Source organism: Flavobacterium sp. DSP2-3-1 (assembly GCF_049896865.1).
In the GTDB taxonomy this organism is placed as follows: Bacteria; Bacteroidota; Bacteroidia; order Flavobacteriales; family Flavobacteriaceae; genus Flavobacterium.
Map to the genome: position 1 here is coordinate 1 of NZ_JAFCVD010000027.1, position 2,070 is coordinate 2,070.

General features: G+C 31.1%; 2 protein-coding genes. Both read right to left on the reverse strand.

The window, feature by feature from the left end:
- Positions 1-360: 360 nt before the first annotated feature.
- A complete protein-coding gene (locus ACP7AT_RS15720) occupies positions 361-585 on the reverse strand; it encodes a hypothetical protein (protein ID WP_426065386.1) in 225 nt (74 codons plus the stop codon).
- A gap of 342 nt (positions 586-927) precedes the next feature.
- Positions 928-1,911, reverse strand: coding sequence for a toxin-antitoxin system YwqK family antitoxin (locus ACP7AT_RS15725; RefSeq protein WP_426065387.1), 984 nt, complete (start codon positions 1,909-1,911; stop codon positions 928-930).
- Positions 1,912-2,070: the final 159 nt, after the last annotated feature.

Consider the following 2,070-nt stretch of genomic DNA (forward strand, 5'->3'; position numbering starts at 1 on the left):
GCAAAAAGCGGGAGTTGGTTTCTGTTAATTCCGTTGATGAATTTCATCCTTAAATATAATAAAAACCAACGAGTTATGCAAATTATTTGAACGATTTTTAATACAATTTATTTAACAGGAAGAAAGGAGGTTATTAGACAGTTTGACGTCCCCGCGCTACAAGCAGTTTGGGACTAAATTAAGCCCATTATTCGGATTTGCCAAATCTCCCAAATACAAAACCATTTTCCATTAAGCCAATTGCCCAAATCCGTTGTAGTAGCTGTTATGGGCTGGTTGTTTTTAGTTGAAATTGCAATTAAAGCGCAAATTTTTCATGCGTATTTTAGCCAATTTAATTTTAGTAAAGTTTGCCGTACTTCAAAATCGTTTATATAATTCTTTTACGATAGAAAAAATTCCAATCAAGAAAATCATCACGGCACCACGCAACCTAATTTTTGATAATAATTCTCGATATTCTCCTTCAATTTCATATTTTTTTGTTTCGTACATATCCCATTTAATAGTAAAAAAACAGACTATCACAAAAACAATTAAAGTGACAATTAATGTTTCTGTATTTTCATCTTGAATATATTTCATTCTTGAATAAATTAAAGTTTCGACTGGCAATTACTGATAACTTTTCCCGCTTCTGTTGAGTAAATCTAATTTTCCGCTTCTGTTTTTTCAGATTCCAATTTTTCAAGTTTCTGTTTGCACGTCCAATTTTCACGCTTCTGCTTTATGAATTTTCTGCGAGCTAGAAACTTCATTTTCAAATCGGAATTACTTGCGTAATTTCGGCACAACTTGCCCATAACGTTATGCCACTTTGAGATGGCTGGAAGTTCGTAAACGCTCTATTTTCGGCTTAACGAAAACTTGATGCGAAACGATAATTCCACTAAATTCCAGCTAGCTCAAAATGGCTGTTAGCGATAGTTATTGTTCATCTTTCTGAATTTCTCCTTTAATGTAAATTTGCGTTCTTGTTAGTTTTCCGTTTTCATCATAATATGAAAATACTCCTTCGCGATTGCCATCTTTGTAATTACCTTGACCTTTAACATTTCCATTCTCGTAGTAATTAATTACTTTTCCACTGATTTGTCCCGCAATAAATTTTATGGTTGCTTTTTTGTTACCATTCTGATACCATTGAATAATTTGTCCATTTCTGACTCCATTATTGTAAAACTCTATTTGTTCTTCTTTACCGTTTTCGTACCAGCTTTCACGTTTACCATGAAGTTTGTCATTTATCCAATTTGCTTTATCTTTTGGATTTCCATTTTCGTAGTATGTTTCGCAATTTCCATTTTGTAATCCATCGTTCCAATTTGAAATCTCTTTAATTTGGCCATTTTCAAACCACATTTTTACTTCCCCATTCGTTTTACCATTAACATGATAATTAATAGCTGAGATTTGTCCGCTTTTATAATACCAACGGTTCGACCCAGTTCCGTTTATAAGTTTTTTAGTCCAGTCAATTTTACCGTTATCATAATATTTAGTCCATTCGTTACCAATCTGATGATTTTCTACGTTTCCTTTTTCTAAAATTTTTCCGTTTTGAAGATATGAAATGTAAGGTCCGTTATTAATATAGTAATGAATTAATGTATCAGGCTTAATGATTTCGTATTCTAAAAGATTATTTTTTAAATCATAATCATATATCGTGTCAATACGCTTACCATTTTTTAGTTTTCCTTTTTGGTAGATATTCCCATTTTTGTAAAAAGATGTAAAACTTCCATCGTTTACAGTTGTTTCAACTCCTACTTTAACCCATGAAGCATTTCCAGTATTTTTATCAATCCAATATATCCAATTCTCATTTCTTTTATCAGTATCGTTAATGTCAACATTTTGACATCCGTAAACTAAAATAGAAATTAGTATTAAAAGTTTGTTTGTCATTTTTGATGAAATAGTTGATGTTTATTTTTGGTATAATTATCGCTAACGTCAGTTCGTCTAAAAACCTCTAATCGAACTCATTTTAGTTAACTAGTAAGTAAATATATGTGATTTAAACTACAATTGAAACTCTTTTTGGAAAAAAGCATTCTTCATTCT